The sequence below is a fragment of the Stenotrophomonas sp. YJH_SMC_79 genome (assembly GCF_059367995.1).
In genome coordinates this window covers 157,051-170,859 of the sequence record NZ_JCAFRK010000001.1, presented here as the reverse complement: position 1 = coordinate 170,859, position 13,809 = coordinate 157,051, and the positions used below count along the sequence as shown (strand labels likewise).

The window sequence follows — 13,809 nt, the reverse complement described above, 5'->3', positions numbered from 1 at the left end:
GCGGGCCACCGCTGCAATTATCCCGACAACCACATTCTCCGAACATTACCCCGTCGCCTGCACAAGCCGGCACACACCCACACCGAGGAAGAACCCCGAATGACCGAATTTCTCCATGGCGTACAGGTCGTCAACATCGATACCGGTGCCCGCTCGATTGCCATCGCCTCCAGCAGCGTGATCGGCATCGTCGGCACCGCACCGCTGGCCGACACCGAAGCGTTCCCCATCAACACGCCCGTCCTGGTGACCTCGCCGTCGCAGGCCGCCAAGCTGTCGGCCACCACTGGCACCGATGCTGGCACCCTGCCCGGTGCGCTCGACGCGATCTTCGACCAGTCCAGTGCCGTGGTCGTCGTCATCCGCGTCGAGAAGGGCGCCAATGAAAGCGCCACCCTGGCCAACGTGCTGGGCGGCGTGAACGCCCAGACCGGCGCCTACGAAGGCGTGCATGCACTGCTGGCCGCCAAGTCCATCGTCGGCGTCAAGCCGCGCATCCTGGTCGCACCCGGCTTCACCCATGTGCACCCCACCGACCCGGCCAAGCCGGAGGCCGTGCTGGCCAACCCGGTCGTAGCGGAACTGCTCGGCATTGCCGACAAGCTGCGCGCAGTGATCATCAAGGATGGCCCGAACAGCAACGACGACGCTGCCAAGTCCACCGCCGCCCTGACCGGCTCCAAGCGTGTCTACGTGGTCGACCCGGCACTGCTGGTGCAGTCCGGTGATGCCATCGTCACCCGCTATGCCTCCGGTGCCGCGGCCGGTGCCATCGCCCGCAGCGACAACGAGCGCGGCTGGTGGGCGTCGCCGTCGAACCTGGAACTCAACGGCGTGGTCGGTACCGCGCGTGCGATCGACTTCGGCCTGTCCGATGCCACCAGCCGCGCCAACCTGCTGAACCAGGCCAACGTGGCGACGGTCATCCGCGAAGGGGGCTTCCGCCTGTGGGGCAACCGCACCACCAGCATCGACCCGAAGTGGCAGTTCCTGTGCGTGGTGCGCACCGCCGACATCATCGCCGACAGCCTGGAAGCCGCCCACCTGTGGGCCGTCGATCGCGGCATCAGCAAGACCTACGTCGATGACGTGCGCGAGGGCGTCAATGCCTTCCTGCGTGGCCTGAAAACCCAGGGCGCGATCCTCGGCGGCAACTGCTGGATCGACCCCGAACTGAACGCAGCGGACAGCGTGGCCCAGGGCCGCTTCTACTGGGACTTCGACTTCACCCCGACCTACCCGGGTGAGCAGCTGACCTTCCGCATGCACATGAACAACAACTACGTCTCGGAGATCTTCTAAGCATGGCGCGCAAGATCCGCAAGAACTTCAACTTCTACGTCGACGGCAAGGGTTATGCCGGCAGCGTGATGTCCTTCACCGCCCCCAAGCTGTCGCTGAAGACCGAGGACTTCCAGGCCGGCGGCATGCTGGCCCCGACCGAGATCGTGCTCGGCCATGAAAAGCTCACTGCTGATGTCGAGTTCGCCTCGGACGACGCGGAGATCATGACCAAGTTCCACGTCATCGAGAGCAAGGAGTATGGCTTCACCGCCCGCGAAGCGCTGGAAGGCGACGACGGCGAAGTGACCCAGGTCGTGCACAACATGCGCGGCAAGGTGAAGCTGCTGGACCGTGGTGAAACCAAGGTCGGAGAGAAGGGCACGATCAAGGTCAGCCTGGCGCTGAGTTACTACAAGCTGACCCATGGCGCCCAGGTCGTGCAGGAGATCGACGTGGTCAACATGATCGCCCGCCAGGGTGGCGTCGACGTCCTGGCCGGCATCCGCGGCGCGCTGGGCATCTGAGCCCACGCCGCACCGAAGAACCCGGGGGCGCCTCGCGCCCCCGCATCCATCGCACCGCATCGCATTCCAGGAACGCCTTCATGTCCAGCAAGACCAAGACCCCCACCGACACCGTCATCGAGCGCGATGGCTTTGCCGAGATCACCCTCACCCGCCCGCGCCAGGTCAACGGCATGGAGACCGCCGTGCTGCGCATGCGTGAACCGACCGTGGAAGACATGGAGCGCTACCAGGACGACAAGGGCAGCGACGCCCAGCGTGAGGTGCGGATGATCGCCAACCTGTGCGAGATCTCGCCGAACGACGTGCGCAAGATGCCGCTGCGCGACTACGCCCGGCTGCAGGCAGGCGTGGCGCTTTTTACCACCTGACCCTGCCGCAGATCAGGCAGGGAGTGCTTGCCCTGGCCGGACATACCGGCTGGGGCCTGCGCGAGATCATGACGCTGCGGGTGTCGAAGTTCATCTGGTGGATTCAGGGGTTGCCGGTACATGGCCAATAACGTTCAAACGACAACGATCACGATCGGCGGCTCGGTGTCCAAATCGCTGAAGGACGCATTGTCCTTCGCCAATGATGGCATCAAGCGCATCGGCACCGAGATGACACTGCTGGACCGCAGGCTTGCCCGTCTGAACACAACGAGCAAGGAATACGCTCGCATGCGTGCCCAGGTCGACGCATTGCGTGCCTCGCAGGAGGCACTGGAGAGCATCGAGGCAAAGCGCACTGCCAATCTGGAGAAGCGCGAGAAGCTCGGCTCGGCATTCGGCGAGGCACGTGGTGCGCTTGGCATGGCCGTTACCGCGCTGGCCAAGCCGGTGGAGAACGCCTCCGGCTTCGCCCGCCAGAACCAGCAGATCGGCGTGGCCGCCAACCTCAGCCGGGCCCAGGTGAGTGCCTTGGGGCAGGCCATCCTGGAACAGTCGCGTGCGACCAACCAGGGCGCCGACGCGCTGCAGCGCTCGATCAGGCTGATGATCGACGCCGGCATGGATGCGCAATCGGCCCAGGCCAGCCTGGGCGCGGTCGGGCGGACCACCACCGTCACCGGCGCCAGCATCGATGATGTGGCCCAGGCCGCAGCCGCCCTGCAGCAGTCGTTCGATATCGATCCGTCGCGCATGCAGAACGCGCTGGATGTTCTGGTCGTCAACAGCCGGCAGGGCGGCCTGGGCCTGAAGGACATGGCTGAAGTGCTGCCTACCCTGGGCTCGTCGTTCGAAGCGATGAAGCTGCGGGGCACCTCGGCGGCCGCGACCCTCGGCGCCGCCCTGCAGGCCACGCTGGACTCGGCCGGCGGCGCCGACAAGGCCGCCAGCAACATGAAGAACTTCATGTCGTCCGTCCTGTCGCCGGAGCTGCAGAACAAGGCAAAGAAGAGCCTCAATCTGGACCTGCGCAGGATCATCGCTGACGCACAGACCGACGGCGGCAATCCCTTCGATGCTGCAATGCAGGGAATCATCCAGGCCACCGCGGGCGACCAGAAGAAGATCGGCGCACTGTTCGGCGATGCGCAGGCGAAGAACTTCGTCCAGCCGATGGTCGAGAACTGGGACACCTACGTTCGAGTCCGCGACAAGGCGCTGAATGGATCGGCAGGCACCACCGATGCAGCCTATGCCGATGCGATGCAGACCGACCCGCAGAAGATCGAGGGCGCCAAAATCGCCGTGGACAACCTGTCCAAGGCCTTCGGTGCCGCGCTGCTGCCGGCGGTGGGCGAGGCCGCGGTCAAGCTCACCGAACTGCTGAACGGGGTCGCCTCGTTTGTGAAGGAAAACCCGAAGCTGATCGCCAACACCACGCAGATCGTGGTCGGCATGCTGGGCGTGCGCACGGCGGTGCTCGGCGCCCGCTACGCCTGGACGTTCCTGCAGGGCCCGATCCTGGCCGTGCAGAAGGCCTTCGAGCTGTTCCGTGGCGGCAGCCTGCTGGCCCAATTGGGACGCTTCGGGCCGATGGCCATGCGCCTGGCATCTGGCTTCCGCATCGTCGCTACCGCCGTCGGTGCCATCGGTGGTGGCCCCATCGCTCTTGCGGTCGCCGCCATCACCGCCGGCGCCCTGCTGGTGCGCAAGTACTGGGAGCCGATCAAGGCGTTCCTGGGCGGCGTCTGGGAAGGTCTCAGCGGTGCAGGCACCGCGGCGATGGGGGAGCTGATGCGCGCGGTCGAACCGCTGCGCCCTGCCTGGGAAGTCATGAGCGGGCTGATCGGGCAGGCCTGGGATTGGCTGTCGAAGATGCTGGAACCGGCGCAGTACACCGGCAACGAACTGTCACGCGTCGGCCAGATCGGCTCACTGGTAGGCGAGGCGCTGCTGACCAACTTCCGGCTGGTCATCCAGGTCATCGGCGGCGTGGTGGGGACAGTGGTGTGGCTGGGCGAGATGCTCGGCACCGTCGCCGGTTTCATCAGCGAGACGCTCGGCAGCATCTGGGAGTCGATCAGCGAGAAGGCAACGGCTGCGTTCGACCGCATCCTGGAGAAGCTCAAGCCGGTCATTGAAGGCGTTGGCTGGTTCATGGACAAGCTTGGTGGTGGCGTGGGCGCGGCCAAGGACAAGGCACTGGGCGTTGCCGAGGACGGGCTGCAGACCGCAGTGGGCGCCGCCAACATCTACAGCAGCATGAAGGCGCGCGGTGGTGGTGGCATTGGTGACATGGCACGGGTCGCATATGCCGTCGGCACCGACAGCAACGATGGCTTGAACCGGCGCATGGCTGAGCTGAGCGGTGCGCAGGGACGCACTGCACCGGCCATGCCCTCGCCCACCACACGTGCACCCACCACCGTGCAGCAACAACAGACCAACAACATCACCATCCACCAGCAACCAGGTGAATCCAGCGAATCCGTAGCACGTCGCACCGCCGACGAACTGCAGCGTCGCAACGCGGTTGCCGCCCGTGGTGGCCTTGCAGACAGGAATTGAGCATGAAGCGCGAGTTCGTAACCGGCACAGTGGACAAGCTGCTGTCGCAGTTCAAAGCAAACGATTCCGGCAACGCTCCGGTGCTGCTGATGCTGGGCGGCTTCAAGTTCAGCCTCAACACCGCCGTGTTCCAGGACATCCAGCAGAGCAACGAGTATGGCTGGGCAGCGCAGGAACGCATCGGCCAGATGGCTGCGCTGCAGTACACCGGGCCTGGCAAGGCCAGCATGACGCTGCCTGGCGTCATCCACTATGCGTTCCGCGGTGCCGGCAATGAGCTCTCGCAGCTGCGCAAGCTGGCCGCGCAGGGCAAGCCACAGCGGTTGCTGACCGGCAAGGGCGGGAACCTGGGGCTGTGGGTCATCGACAAGATCGACGCCACCGCCTCCGGTTTCACTGCCGATGCCGGAATCCAACGGCACGAATTCACCCTCTCCCTGCGGAAGCACAGCGATGGCACGAACGTATAACACCCGCGACGGCGACGTCGTCGACCGCATCGCGTACACGCACTATGGCGAACAATCACCGGCCATCCTGCGCGCGGTATTCGACGCCAACCCGGGTCTTGCCGCACGCGGCGCGGTACTGCCCGCGGGCATGGCGATCACCCTGCCGGATGTGCAGCGCCCGGCAAACGAGCGCAAGGGAGTGGCCCTGTGGGACTGAACATCACACCGGCATTCCGCGTGGTGGCCAACAACCAGGACATCACCGACACCATCAGGTCGCGCTTCAAGTCGCTACGGATCACCGACGAGACCGACAACAACTCGGACATGCTGGAACTGCAGCTGGCCGACCATGATCCTTCCGATCCGATCCAGCTGCCGCCGGCGGGCGCGGAGCTGGAAGCCTTCATCGGCTACGACGGTGACGTGCGGCGCATGGGCCTGTACATCTGCGACGAGGTGGAGATTTCCGGCTACCCGGGCAGCATGACCCTGCGTGCCCGCGCGGCGCCGTTCGAGGCCAGCAAGGGCGGCAAGAACGATCTGCAGACGCAGAAGACGCGCACCTGGAAGAAGGGCACGACCATCGGCGGCATGGTGCAGCGCATGGCCGGCGAACACGGAATGGAGGCTGCCGTGAGCGGGTCGCTTGCATCGATCGCGCTGCCGCTGACGGTGCAGTCGCAGGAGTCGGACATGAACCTGCTGCTGCGCCTGGCCAAGCAGCATGACGCCATCGCCAAGCCGGGCGGCGGCCGCCTGATGTTCATCAAGCGGGGTGAATCCACCAGTGCCAGCGGTGAGCGCATTGCCGACGTCACCCTGACCCCGGCCGATGGCAGTGGCTACAAGGTGAGCATCGTCTCGCGCGAGAAGACCGGCACCACCATCGCCTACTATCGCGATGTACGCGGTGCCACGCGCCAGGAAGTGAAGCTGGGCAGCGGTGAACCGATCGTGCGCCTGCGCATGGCCTACGCCGACCGCGAAACCGCCGAAGCTGCAGCCCGTGCCAAGCACCAGGAACAGGCCAGGCAGACGCGTACGCTGAGCTATACGTTGCCCGGCCGCGAGACGTTGATGGCCGAAGCCACGGTGGTGATGCAGGGCTTCCGCGATGGCGTGGACGGGCAGTGGCTGGTCAAGCGTGCCGAGCACAACATCAGCCACGACGGCTACGTGACCAGCATCGAGTGCGAACAACCCAACAGTGCCGACACAGTGAAGGCGGCCCGCAGTGCCGCGGTCACCGAAGGCGAGCAGGTCGGCAGCGAGGTGTAGATCCAGGCCATGCGTGGATGCGCTTCCCGCATCAACTCACGTACTGCGCAACCCCGTTCCCAAACGACCAGTTCTCCTTCTTCACCTCCACCAGGTTGATGAACACATCCTCGCGACGGATGCCCACTGCCGCGTGCAGGCCCTCGGCAATGCCCGCATACAACGCCTTCTTCTGCTCCAGCGTACGCCCTTCGTTCCAGGTGATCTGGATGCAGATGAAGTCGTCGGTGCGGTCCACGCCCAGGTAGCCGGGGTCGTAGATCAGCGTGCCGGGCTCGTGTTCCTGGAAGATCTGGAAGCGGTCGTTTTCCGGCACACCCACCGCGCGCATGGCCTGGTAGATGGTTTCGCCGACGCGTTGCAGGTAGTCGGCGGATTTACCTTTGCGAACATCGATGCGGGCGAGCGGCATGGTGACACTCCAGGGAATGGGGGCATGGCAGTGCCTCGAGAGTACGCCGGCCGGGAACCACGGAACAGCACATGGATGGAATCCTCTGCCCGCATCGGTGAAGTGCGTCCGCGAGCGCTTCGCGCGGCTGCGGGAGCCGGTGAGTCGCGCTGTCAACGATGCCGCTGCACGATGCCGGAAAGCCGCGCTGATGGCCAGGCAACAAAAAAGCCCCCATTGCTGGAGGCTTCTTTCGTTCTGCAACATGGTGGGCGGTACAGGGATCGAACCTGTGACCCTTGCCGTGTGAAGGCAATGCTCTACCGCTGAGCTAACCGCCCGGTGTGTTGCTGAGCCGCTCATTATAGGGGCTTTTCAGAGGCCGTCAACAGTTTTTCACATTCGTGTTCACGGGTGTATCGAGGGGTGCCGCCGGGCATGGCCCGGCGCTACCGGGGGGCGGCAATCCGCGCCCTGTTACATCGTATGGGTCGGCTTGTCAGAACTGGTCAGGCCAGCCAGCAGGGTCTCGATCTTGTGGCGTACGCCCTCGCCTTCTGCACCGTCGGCCAGCTGCACGCCGATGCCGGCGGTGCGGTTACCCTGCGCGCCGGCCGGGGTCACCCAGATCACCTTGCCGGCCACCGGCAGGCGCTCGCTGGAATCGGGCAGGGTCAGCAGCAGGAACACTTCGTCGCCCAGGAAGTAACGCTTGGGTGTGGGCACGAAGATGCCGCCGTTCTTCACGAACGGCATGTACGCGCTGTACAGCGCGGCCTTGTCCTTCACGGCCAGGGACAGGATGCCCTGGCGGGCGTTGCTGGCACTCATCGATTTCCCCTTGCGGCAGGCCGCTCGTTCACCTTGTTCCAGGCCAGCAGCAACTCAACCACCGCAAGGTCTGCACGCACCGTGGTGCGCAGCAGGTCGCGGGTGCGGTTGGCCGCATCGAACCAGGCTGCAAGCTTGTGCAATCGCTCCGGCGTGGTCAAGGCATCGGTGCTGGCCTGGGCCAGCGCCAGGTCGGCGGCAAAGCGCAGGCGCAGCGCCGCGTTGTCATCGCCGCACCACTTCTGCGCCAGCTCCACCGCGCCGGTCTTGCCGGCGGCCAGCTGCTCCAGCTCACGGCCTACTTCACGGCGCAGGCTCAGGCCGTCTTCGCGCAGCCAGTTGTCGGCCTGGCCGGGGTGGCCGCGCGCGGCGTCCAGCGCTTCGCGCGCCGATGCTTCACTGTGGCCCTGCTGCTGCAGCCACGCCATCGCTTCGTGCTGCGGCGGCAACTTGAATTCCAGGCGCTGGCAGCGGCTGCGGATGGTCTGCGGCAGGCGCGCCGGGTCGCTGCTGATCAGCCACAGGTAGCGGCCTGGCTGCGGCTCTTCCAGGGTCTTCAGCAGCGCGTTGGCGGCCGAGCGGTTGATGGCATCGGCCGGGTCGACGATCACCACCTGTGCCACGCCGTACTGCGGGGTCAGCGCCAGCTTGTCGGTGATCTCACGCACCTGCTCGATGACGATCTCGGTGCGAAGCTTGTCGCCGCTCTTGTTCGGTATGAAGCTGACCAGCTGCAGGTCCGGATGGGTACCCGCAGCGATCAGCTGGCGCGTGCGCGTGGCATGCGCGGCATCGCCGCGGGCCAGCACGTGGTCGGCCAATGCCAGCGCCACCTCACGCTTGCCCAGCCCGGCCGGCCCGCAGATCAGCAGGCCATGGCCGAGGCGACCGGCATCGAGCGCGGCCACGGTCTGGTCGAACGCGCGCTGCTGCCATGGCGAGAACGTGCTCATGCGCCCTCCCCGTCCTGCAGCCAGCGCTCGACATGCGCGACCACATCAGCGGCCACGCGCGCCTGCTCCTGGCCCGCATCAATCAACGCAAAACGCTGCGGGTCCTGCTGCGCACGGCCGCGGAATACTTCGCGCACGCGCTGGAAGAAATCGTCCTGCTCGCTTTCGATGCGGTCCGGCCACAGGTCACGGCCGTTGGCGCGCGCGCGGCCCACCGCCACGTCCACATCCAGCAGCAAGGTCAGGCCCGGCAACAGGCCCACCGCGCGGCGCTCCAGATCGGCAATCCACTGCGGATCGAGCCCGCGGCCACCGCCCTGGTAGGCGTAACTGGAATCGGTGAAGCGATCACTCAGCACGTAGGCGCCGCGCTGCAGGGCCGGCTGGATCACCTGGCGCACATGCTGCGCGCGCGCAGCGAACACCAGCAGCAGTTCGGCCTCGGCACTGAGCGGTTCGGCGGCGATCTCGGCATCAGGCTTCAGCACCAGGCCGCGGATGCGCTCGGCCAGCGGCGTACCGCCTGGCTCGCGGGTCAGTACCACCTCATGACCGTGGCTGCGCAGGCAGTCACGGATGGCGTTGATGGCGGTGGTCTTGCCCGCGCCCTCGCCGCCTTCCAGGCTGACGAAACGCGGGTGGCGAAGCAGCGCGGGACTCATTGCGCCGGGGTCTCCTTGGTACGTTGCTGGCGCAGCTGCTGCAGGTAGCGGGCGACTGCGGCGTTGTGCTGGTCCAGGCTGGGCGAGAACACGTGCGCGCCACTGCCATCGCCCACGGCGACGAAATACAGTGCGTCGCCCGGTGCCGGCTGCGCGGCGGCCATCAGCGCATCGCGGCTGGGCATGGCGATTGGCGTCGGGGTCAGGCCCGCACGGGTGTAGGTGTTGTAGGGCGTATCGGTGGTCAGGTCGCGGCGGCGGATGTTGCCGTCATACGCGGCACCGATGCCGTAAATCACGGTCGGGTCGGTCTGCAGGCGCATGCCGATCTTCAGGCGGCGCATGAATACGCCGGCAATCTGCGGGCGCTCGCTGGCCAGCGCGGTTTCCTTCTCGATGATCGAGGCCATCGTCAGCAGTTCGTAGGGCGTGTTGATCGGCAGGTCCGGCGCACGGCTTTCCCAGGCCTCGTCCAGCGCCTTTTCCATCGCGCCATGGGCCCGCTTGAGCACGTCCAGGTCGCTGTCGCCGCGCTGGTAGACGTAGGTTTCCGGCAGGAAGCGGCCTTCCGGATGCTGGCCACCGAAGCCGAGGCGCTGCATCAGCGCGGCGTCATCGAGCGTGTCGGTGGTGTGCAGCAGCGGCTCGGCGCGCTTGAGCGCGGCACGCAGCTGGCGGATGTTCCAACCCTCCACGATGGTGACGCGGTGCTGCAGCACCTTGCCGGCACGCATGCGCAGCAGCAGCTCGCGCGGGGTCAGGTCGCCACTGAGCGCGTACTCGCCCACCTTCAGCTTGCCGGCGGCATCAAGCTGGCGCGCCAGCAGCTGCCACTGGGTGTCCTGGCCCTCGTCCACGCCCGCATCGCGCAGCTTGCGCAGCACGCTGTTCATGCCATCGCCACTGGCGATGACCACGCTCTCGGCGGACGGGGTGATCGGGGCATCGGCGAACCGGGTCTGCTGGTAGAAGAACCACGCGCCCGCGCCGGCCACGACGGCGGCCAGCACCACCACCAGCGTTACCACGAACAGACACCCGCGCTTGGCTCCCGCCATGGACTACCTCTGAACTCGATTCCGTCGTGCAGGATACCGTGCCGGTGGATTGGGGTCATGACCGGGGCCGCACACCCGTGCCGACCAACGGTCGGCACCCACCACAATCCATGCCTGGCGCGGCGATCAGTAGATCCACGCCATGCGTGGATGAACGGCCATGGCGGCATCCGTGCCGACCAAGGTCGGCACCCACCGAAGCCGAACCGGCCGCGTCACCCCTGCTGGCCCAGCGCGCGCAGCAGGCCGCGCGCCTTGGCGCGGGTCTCGTCCAGTTCCTTGTCCGGGTCCGAGTCCACCACGATGCCTGCGCCGGTGCGGAAGCTGACCTCGTGGCCATCCACTTCGGCGGTGCGGATCAGGATGTTCAGGTCCAGGTCGCCATCGCGGTTCAGCCAGCCGAAGGCGCCGGTATAGGCACCGCGCGGCACCTGCTCCAGCTCGCTGATGATCTGCATGCAGCGCACCTTCGGGCAGCCGGTGATGGTGCCGCCCGGGAACGTGGCGGCGATCACCTCACCGGGCGTGACCTCCGGGCGCAGGTGGCCGCTGACATTGCTGACGATGTGGTGCACGTGGGCGTAGCTCTCCACGGTCATCAGCTCATCGACCACCACGGTGCCCGGCAGGCAGATGCGACCCAGGTCATTGCGCTCCAGGTCGATCAGCATCACGTGCTCGGCACGCTCCTTCGGGTGACCGACCAGCTCCTGGATACGCGCGGCATCGTCATCACCTTCAAACCGCGGACGCGTACCTGCGATCGGACGCGTCTGCGCATGACCGGCATGCACCGACACCAGCCGCTCCGGTGAGGAACTGACCACATGGCGGCCCTGCGCGCTGAACAGGCCGGCAAACGGCGCCGGGTTGGCACGACGCAGCTGTGCATACAGTGCCTGCGGGCTGACCGGCGCAGCGAACTGCGCGCTCCAGCGCCGCGACAGGTTCACCTGGAACACGTCGCCGGCACGCAGGTACTCGATCACCCGGCGCACGCCGTCGGTGAAGCGCTGCGGCGCGTCCTCGCCCACCGACTGCGGCGGCTGCCAGCCCTGCCCGGCCTCGGGCAACGCCGCCGAGGCCAGTGCGACCAAAGCATCCAGCAATACCTGCTCACCTGCTTCGGCGATGACGAAGCTGGCGTCGTTCTGATGGTCATGCAGCACCGCTGCGGGGCAGCGCAGCGCCAGCGCGGTCGGGCGGCCGTCCTCGCGAGCACGCGCTGGCAGCACCGGTTCGATCTGGCTGGCCATTTCATAATCCAGCATCAACGCCCAGCCGCCGCGGAACGGCAGGCTGTGGCTGCCGTCATGTGGCAGGCGTTCGCGCTGCCAGGCGCGGTCCAGCACCTGCAGGAATCCGCCAGCGTGCACCACGTCGTGCTGGTCGCGCACCTGGCCATCGGCATCCAGCCGCAGGCAATCGCCCTGCGCGGCCAGCAGCAGGCTCCAGCGGCCCTGGGCGGTGCCCGAGGCAGTGGATTCCATCAGCAGCGGGAAGCGCACCGGGTCGTGCTGCTGCAGGGCCAGCAGATCGATCGGGTGCGGCAGCGGGTGGATCAGCGGTGCGTGGGTCATGGCGGCCAGTTCAGGGGTTCAGATGCACGGAAGCCGCCTTGCGGCGGCTCCGTGGTGCACGGCATTGTTCCGTTTGTCGGATTGCCGATGGGTCGCGTCGCGACGATGCCGGTCAGACGCGCTTGAAGATCAGCGTGCCGTTGGTGCCGCCGAAGCCGAAGCCATTGGACATCACCACGTCCACCTTGGCCTGGCGTGCTTCGTTGGGCACGTAGTCCAGGTCGCAACCTTCGCCCGGCTGCTGCAGGTTGATGGTCGGCGGAATGATGTTGTCCTGAAGCGCCATCACCGAGAAGATCGCTTCCACGCCGCCCGCGGCACCCAGCAGGTGGCCGGTCATCGACTTGGTGGAGCTGACCATCATCTTGTAGGCGTGGTCGCCGAAGGCGGTCTTCATCGCCATGGTCTCGCCCAGGTCGCCCAGCGGCGTGGAGGTGCCGTGCGCGTTGAGGTAGCCCACCTGTTCCGGGGTCACGCCGGCGTCCTTCATGGCCATGACCATGCAGCGCGCGGCGCCTTCGCCGTTCTCGCTCGGGGCGGTCATGTGGTACGCGTCGGAGCTGGCACCGAAGCCGGCCAGTTCGCAGTAGATCTTCGCGCCGCGTGCCTTGGCGTGCTCGTACTCTTCCAGGATCAGGATGCCGGCGCCGTCGCCCAGCACGAAGCCATCACGGTCCTTGTCCCACGGGCGCGAGGCCTGTTCCGGGGCGTCGTTGCGGGTGCTCATGGCCTTCATCGCGCAGAAGCCGCCCAGCGCGGTCGGCGACGAGCCACGCTCGGCACCACCGACCACCATCACGTCGGCATCGCCGTACTGGATCATGCGCATCGCGGTACCGATCGAATGGTTCGAGGTCGCGCACGCCGACACCGCCGAGAACGACGGGCCCTTCAGGCCGGTGATGATGCTCAGCTGGCCCGGCAGCATGTTGATGATGGTCTTGGGCACGTAGAAGGGCGAGATCTTCTTGCCCTCGTGGAACTCGATGGTCTGCTCTTCGATGCCGAGCAGGCCGCCGATGCCGGCGCCGACGATGGCGCCGATGCGCTCGGCATTGGCGTCGGTGATCTCCAGGCCCGAATCGTGCAGGGCCATGAACGAGGCACCGAGGCCGTAATGGATGAACGGGTCCATCTTCTTGGCATCCTTGCCGCTGACCCGGAACCTGCCGAACAGTTCATTGTCGGCGGTGATGTCAAATCCCTTGACCTCACCTGCAATCTTGGTGGTGAACCGATCCACGTAGGCATCAGCAACGTTGGTCAGCGGACCGATGCCCGAACGACCGTGGGTGATGCCTTCCCAGCTGCTGGCCAGATCATTGCCCAACGGCGAGACGATACCCAGGCCGGTTACGACGACGCGACGCTTCATTGCTGTTTCTCCTGACCCGGATGGTTTCTACGGGCAACTCGGTTTGCTTCGATGTGATGCTCAAACACACGGGGCCGCAACAGCGGCCCCATGGGGTGCGGTGCGCGGCGAGGATGACCCGCACGCGCACTGCCGTCTGACATCAGGCCTTGACGTGGGCCTTGACGTAGTCGATGGCGGCCTGCACGGTGCTGATCTTCTCGGCTTCTTCGTCCGGGATCTCGCACTCGAATTCTTCTTCCAGGGCCATCACCAGCTCGACGGTGTCCAGCGAGTCAGCGCCCAGGTCATCGACGAACGATGCGCTGTTGGTGACTTCTTCTTCCTTGACGCCAAGCTGTTCGACGACGATTTTCTTGACGCGTTCTTCGATGGTGCTCATGGGATCTCGCTCCAGATGGAGTTGTGGTTCAAAAGTGGTCGCCATCAAAGGCGATGGCCGTGGGATAGTGTAGTGGAAACCGGCGCGGCCTTGCATC

General features: G+C 66.1%; 15 protein-coding genes and 1 tRNA gene. 7 read left to right on the top strand and 9 right to left on the bottom strand.

All coding sequences use genetic code 11. From position 1 onward, the window contains the following. The first annotated feature begins 99 nt into the window (after positions 1-99). From AC5P57_RS00860 to AC5P57_RS00830, 7 genes are all read left to right on the top strand, one after another. Positions 100-1,302, top strand: coding sequence for a phage tail sheath C-terminal domain-containing protein (locus tag AC5P57_RS00860; protein ID WP_262236011.1), 1,203 nt, complete (start codon positions 100-102; stop codon positions 1,300-1,302). Between the two features lie 2 nt (positions 1,303-1,304). Next, positions 1,305-1,808 carry a phage major tail tube protein gene (locus AC5P57_RS00855; RefSeq protein ID WP_262236009.1) on the top strand — a complete coding sequence of 168 codons (504 nt, stop codon included), beginning with the start codon at positions 1,305-1,307 and terminating at the stop codon, positions 1,806-1,808. A gap of 80 nt (positions 1,809-1,888) precedes the next feature. Next, complete coding sequence (locus AC5P57_RS00850; RefSeq protein ID WP_262236007.1) at positions 1,889-2,179, top strand: phage tail assembly protein; 291 nt, start codon at positions 1,889-1,891, stop codon at positions 2,177-2,179. 120 nt (positions 2,180-2,299) lie between these two features. After that, on the top strand, positions 2,300-4,747 hold the full coding sequence (locus AC5P57_RS00845) for a phage tail tape measure protein (protein ID WP_430542882.1): 2,448 nt from the start codon (positions 2,300-2,302) through the stop codon (positions 4,745-4,747). A 2-nt stretch (positions 4,748-4,749) separates the two neighbouring features. Beyond that, positions 4,750-5,217 carry a phage tail protein gene (locus AC5P57_RS00840; protein ID WP_049430173.1) on the top strand — a complete coding sequence of 156 codons (468 nt, stop codon included), beginning with the start codon at positions 4,750-4,752 and terminating at the stop codon, positions 5,215-5,217. Continuing rightward, the gene (locus AC5P57_RS00835; protein ID WP_049430174.1) at positions 5,201-5,416 is read left to right on the top strand and encodes a tail protein X; all 216 of its coding nucleotides are present in this window, start codon (positions 5,201-5,203) and stop codon (positions 5,414-5,416) included. Before AC5P57_RS00840 ends, AC5P57_RS00835 begins: the two co-directional genes overlap by 17 nt. Further along, on the top strand, positions 5,407-6,480 hold the full coding sequence (locus AC5P57_RS00830; RefSeq protein WP_099497689.1) for a phage late control D family protein: 1,074 nt from the start codon (positions 5,407-5,409) through the stop codon (positions 6,478-6,480). The genes AC5P57_RS00835 and AC5P57_RS00830 overlap by 10 nt, the downstream gene beginning before the upstream one ends. A 31-nt stretch (positions 6,481-6,511) precedes the next feature. On the opposite strand, the gene AC5P57_RS00825 is transcribed toward AC5P57_RS00830, so the two are convergent. From AC5P57_RS00825 to acpP, 9 genes are all read right to left on the bottom strand, one after another. Further along, positions 6,512-6,892, bottom strand: coding sequence for a tautomerase family protein (locus AC5P57_RS00825; RefSeq protein WP_099553860.1), 381 nt, complete (start codon positions 6,890-6,892; stop codon positions 6,512-6,514). A gap of 245 nt (positions 6,893-7,137) precedes the next feature. Beyond that, a tRNA-Val gene (locus tag AC5P57_RS00820) sits at positions 7,138-7,212 on the bottom strand. Between the two features lie 136 nt (positions 7,213-7,348). Then, positions 7,349-7,702, bottom strand: coding sequence for a PilZ domain-containing protein (locus AC5P57_RS00815; RefSeq protein WP_004146965.1), 354 nt, complete (start codon positions 7,700-7,702; stop codon positions 7,349-7,351). Beyond that, entirely contained in the window at positions 7,699-8,655 is a 957-nt protein-coding gene (locus AC5P57_RS00810) for a DNA polymerase III subunit delta' (protein WP_262236005.1), read from the bottom strand. Before AC5P57_RS00810 ends, AC5P57_RS00815 begins: the two co-directional genes overlap by 4 nt. Further along, positions 8,652-9,317, bottom strand: a complete 666-nt coding sequence (gene tmk, locus AC5P57_RS00805; RefSeq protein WP_043033676.1) for a dTMP kinase — start codon at positions 9,315-9,317, stop codon at positions 8,652-8,654. Before tmk ends, AC5P57_RS00810 begins: the two co-directional genes overlap by 4 nt. Further along, positions 9,314-10,375, bottom strand: a complete 1,062-nt coding sequence (gene mltG / locus AC5P57_RS00800) for an endolytic transglycosylase MltG (RefSeq protein WP_043033677.1) — start codon at positions 10,373-10,375, stop codon at positions 9,314-9,316. Before mltG ends, tmk begins: the two co-directional genes overlap by 4 nt. A 215-nt stretch (positions 10,376-10,590) precedes the next feature. Then, on the bottom strand, positions 10,591-11,955 hold the full coding sequence (locus AC5P57_RS00795) for an aminodeoxychorismate synthase component I (protein WP_262236004.1): 1,365 nt from the start codon (positions 11,953-11,955) through the stop codon (positions 10,591-10,593). A 112-nt stretch (positions 11,956-12,067) separates the two neighbouring features. Further along, entirely contained in the window at positions 12,068-13,330 is a 1,263-nt protein-coding gene (gene fabF, locus AC5P57_RS00790) for a beta-ketoacyl-ACP synthase II (RefSeq protein WP_099553849.1), read from the bottom strand. 142 nt (positions 13,331-13,472) lie between these two features. Then, positions 13,473-13,712: an acyl carrier protein gene (gene acpP / locus AC5P57_RS00785; RefSeq protein WP_005408313.1), complete on the bottom strand. Its 240-nt coding sequence runs from the start codon at positions 13,710-13,712 to the stop codon at positions 13,473-13,475. Positions 13,713-13,809 lie beyond the last annotated feature (97 nt).